Annotated in this window: 3 protein-coding genes; 1 reads left to right on the top strand and 2 read right to left on the bottom strand. The window is 29.8% G+C overall.

The genetic code is table 11. The features are described 5' to 3' along the window. Nucleotides 1-179 precede the first annotated feature (179 nt). The gene (gene rlmF / locus ABWO04_RS10650; RefSeq protein WP_353079683.1) at nt 180-1,094 is read left to right on the top strand and encodes a 23S rRNA (adenine(1618)-N(6))-methyltransferase RlmF; all 915 of its coding nucleotides are present in this window, start codon (nt 180-182) and stop codon (nt 1,092-1,094) included. Nucleotides 1,095-1,130: 36 nt separating this feature from the next. Here rlmF and ABWO04_RS10645 read toward each other — a convergent pair whose 3' ends face one another. Next, nucleotides 1,131-1,829, bottom strand: coding sequence for a response regulator transcription factor (locus tag ABWO04_RS10645; protein WP_353079682.1), 699 nt, complete (start codon nt 1,827-1,829; stop codon nt 1,131-1,133). A gap of 3 nt (nt 1,830-1,832) precedes the next feature. Continuing rightward, on the bottom strand, nt 1,833-3,374 hold the full coding sequence (locus tag ABWO04_RS10640) for a sensor histidine kinase (RefSeq protein WP_353079681.1): 1,542 nt from the start codon (nt 3,372-3,374) through the stop codon (nt 1,833-1,835). Nucleotides 3,375-3,376: the final 2 nt, after the last annotated feature.

The raw sequence follows: 3,376 nt of genomic DNA, 5'->3' as shown, positions 1-3,376 counted from the left end.
TTTAGCTATGAACCACTCAGAAGCATTTGCAGCTATCGTAAATAAAGTGAAATAATCAACGTTTAATCATATTTATATCTTACTTATACAAAATCCCAATCGAAAGGTTGGGATTTTTTGTTTCTTATCATAATGTAAATCCGTATTATTAATTGTAAATTTGCGACTTATAAGAATATATGGAAAATAATGAAACAAACCTTTACTTTGAAGGTTTACACCCAAGAAACAAACATGTTGGCAGATATGATTTTGCACAATTAATTAAAACGCATCCCGATTTAAACTTACACTTATTCCTTAATAAAGCTGGAGAAAAGTCAATTGATTTTTCAAATCCAATTGCCGTAAAAGCATTAAATAAAGCCTTATTAATGCATTTTTACAATTTAGAATACTGGAATATCCCAAAAACCAACTTGTGCCCTCCTATTCCTGGAAGAGCTGAATACATTCATCATATTGCAGATATATTAGCTGCTTCAAATGGCGGCGTAGTTCCAACAGGAAATGCCATTAGAATTTTAGATATTGGCGTTGGTGCAAATTGTATTTATCCTATTATTGGAAATCATGAGTATGGTTGGACTTTCGTTGGAACTGAAGTGGACAAACAATCTTTACTATCTGCAGAAACCATTTTAAGTAAAAATCCAAAACTTAATGAAAACGTAACCGTCCGATTTAATGATAATAAACGAAATGTTTTAAAATACATTTTAGAATCGGAAGAAGTTTTTGATTTTGTTATTTGTAACCCGCCTTTTCATACTTCTGCAGAAGAAGCTGCAAAAGGTTCGTTACGAAAAAACAAAAACTTAGGTCAGAAAGTAGCTGACAAACCCGTTTTAAATTTCAGTGGTCAGAATAACGAATTATGGTGCGAAGGTGGCGAATTGGCTTTTGTAACCAATATGATTTATGAAAGTGTTCACTTTAAAAGTCAGTGTAAATGGTTTAGTGCCATTGTTTCTAAAAAAACAAACTTGAAGCCATTATACAAACAAATGAAGAAAGTAGAAGTTAAAAACAGCACTACACTTCATTTAACAAACGGAAACAAAACTACACAAATTATTTGCTGGCAGTTTTAATATAAAAAAGGGCTACCAAATGGTAGCCCTTTTTATTTATGAATTTATTACTAATCTGAAACCTTCACCGTGTATGTTTAATATTTCTACACGTTCGTCTGGTTTTAGATATTTTCTAAGTTTAGCGATGTAAACATCCATACTTCTTGAAGTGAAGTAATTATCGTCTCTCCAAATTTTTGTTAATGCTAATTCTCTTGGCATTAAATCATTTTCATGAAGCGCTAACATTTTTAATAATTCAGATTCTTTTGGAGATAATTTTATTGGCTCTTCGTTCTCAAAAGTTAAAAATCGTAATTTTGAATTTAAATGAAATTTACCAATCATGAACTCAAAAATGGTTGAATCTGGTTTTGTTTCAGATGCTTTTCTTTGAATAATCGCTTTAATTTTCATTAACAACACTTCCGAATCGAAAGGTTTATTCAAATAATCATCTGCTCCAACTTTATAACCTTTTAAAACATCTTCTTTTAATGTTTTAGCTGTTAAAAAAATAATTGGCACTTCAGTATTTCTTTCTCTAATTTCTCTTGCCAATGTGTACCCATCTTTATAAGGCATCATTACATCTAAGATACATAAATCATATGTGTCTTTTTTGAATTTTTCGAAACCTTCCATTCCGTTTTTGGCAAGCGTAACTACAAAATCATTTAATGATAAATAATCTCTTAAGACAGATCCAAAATTTGGATCATCTTCTACTAATAAAATTTTTTTTGCTTCCATATCTTAATTTATTAATGGCAATTTAATTATAAATGTACTTCCTTTTCCTTTTTCACTTTCAACAAAAACCTCGCCATTATGGTCGTCGATAATTTGTTTTACGTAGGCTAAACCTAAACCATGTCCTTTAACGTTATGTAAATCGCCCGTATGCTCTCTAAAAAATTTCTCAAAAACTTTTTTCTGAACCGCTTTTGACATTCCAATTCCGTTATCTTCTATTTTAATTAGCACATAATCTTTAATATTCTCTGTGTATACATTAATAATTGGTTTTTCAGTAGCATATTTCATAGCATTATCCAAAATATTAACCAACACGTTTGTAAAATGCACATCATTTAAAAGCACTGTAGTTCTGCTTGCGTTAAAGTGAGTATGCACTTCTCCTTCTCTATCCTCTAAAATTAAACTCACATGATCTATTGCGTCTTCAATAAAATCTGTTATTTCTTGAGGCTCTTTGTCTATATTTAATTCGTTTCTTTCTAATTTTGAAATTCTAAGTACGTTTTCAACTTGGGCATGCATTCGTTTGTTTTCATCCTTAATCATTTGAAGGTATTTTTGAACCTTTTCTTTATCATCAATAATTTTCGGATTTTTTATTGCATCTAAAGCTAAATTTATTGTCGCAATTGGTGTTTTAAATTCATGAGTCATGTTATTTATGAAATCTGTTTTAATTTCAGAAATTTGCTTTTGCATGATTAATTGTCTTAAAGCACTGGTGTACGTTACCAAAATAATTACCACAAATAACAATGTTAAAATAGTCATTGGTAACAAAGAAGAAAATACGAAATTTGTTTTGTTAGGAAACCTAAGTAATAACTTATATGCAGTTTTTCCATCAGCATCTAACAAAATCGGGACACTGTAAGTAGTACATTTGTCATATCTAAATTCTTCGGATTTTATTTTGGTTGCCAATCCGTTTTTATATACTGCGAATTCATAAGGTGTTTTTAACTCTGATTTGTATAATTCAAAATTCAAAACATCATTCACTAATTTTGATGAAATTCTCTTATGAATTTGGCGTTGCGAAACAATATCTCGAAACAAAAGTTCAAATTGCACACGGTCTAAAATTCCTAACCTACCATTTTTTTCGATAGTTACATCTGGATTAGAACCTATATTTGCTTCACTTCCTTCAAGTGAATTATCTTTATATATACGTGTTTTTCTTTTTGCTTGAAAATCTCTAATCTTGATAGAGCTTGCTTTTTTATCAAAGAACGAACCATCTATACCAAAATCTTCTGGAATAATGGTATTTGAATAAATTAAAACTTCTTTTGTATTGGAATCTTTTTCATAATAAAAAAGTTGTTTCAATTGGTCTTGCATGGGCTCTTTTCCGGTACTGTCTTTAAATTTTTTATAAGACGTATAGAAATCAACCATTTCTTTATTGTTTAGCTTTTCTGAAACGTTATTCAGAACTACCAGTGCGTGATGTCTAAATTGATCGTCATTTTTTTGAAACGAACTATTAATCCAATATAACTGAACTAAAATAATTCCTATCAAAGAAATAC

The organism is Flavobacterium sp., from assembly GCF_040382755.1.
GTDB lineage: Bacteria > Bacteroidota > Bacteroidia > Flavobacteriales > Flavobacteriaceae > Flavobacterium.
Note: the sequence above shows the minus strand (reverse complement) of the source record. Positions and strands in the feature narration are given on the sequence as shown.

Bases quoted from the DNA above. Each gene is read 5' to 3' on its own strand.
- rlmF (WP_353079683.1), top strand. From the start codon at position 180: ATGGAAAATAATGAAACAAACCTTTACTTTGAAGGTTTACACCCAAGA.
- ABWO04_RS10645 (WP_353079682.1), bottom strand. From the start codon at position 1,829: ATGGAAGCAAAAAAAATTTTATTAGTAGAAGATGATCCAAATTTTGGA.